The following is a 441-nucleotide window of genomic DNA, read 5'->3' as shown; positions in this document are numbered from 1 at the left end:
TTCGCTTCCGAGTACGTTTTATTCGGCGTCTCACGCTTCGGAAAGTACTTTAGTGATATCTGCGGACTTGCACACGCTAATGGCTGTAGCTTGGCTGGACGACGTGCGATCCGCCGACATCGAGAGCGTCGGCGGAAAGGCGGCTTCGCTGGGCGAACTCACCGGGGCAGGGCTGCCTGTTCCCTCGGGGTTCGTCGTGACCGCCGGGACATACCGTGAATTCATCGAGGACGCAGGCATCGACGAGGAGCTGTTTTCGGCTGTCGACGTCGATCACGAAGACACCGAGGCGCTTCGTGAGGCGCACGAACGCGCTCACGAACTTATTATGAACACCCCCGTCCCCGACGACGTTCGGGAGGGAATCCTCGCTGCGTACCAAGACCTCGGCGACGGCGAACGCTTCGTCGCCGTCCGCTCGTCTGCAACCGCCGAGGACCT

Annotated in this window: 1 protein-coding gene; it reads left to right on the top strand. The window is 61.5% G+C overall.

The window, feature by feature from the left end; translation table 11 throughout:
* Positions 1–79 precede the first annotated feature (79 nt).
* Positions 80–441: PEP/pyruvate-binding domain-containing protein (locus DEQ92_RS22865; RefSeq protein WP_304999719.1), on the top strand; the 362-nt coding region annotated here is incomplete at its 3' end.

Source organism: Haloferax sp. Atlit-6N (genome assembly GCF_003383195.1).
Lineage (GTDB): Archaea > Halobacteriota > Halobacteria > Halobacteriales > Haloferacaceae > Haloferax > Haloferax gibbonsii.
The sequence above is the reverse complement of the archived record's forward strand: the minus strand, read 5'-3'. Positions and strand labels throughout refer to the sequence as shown.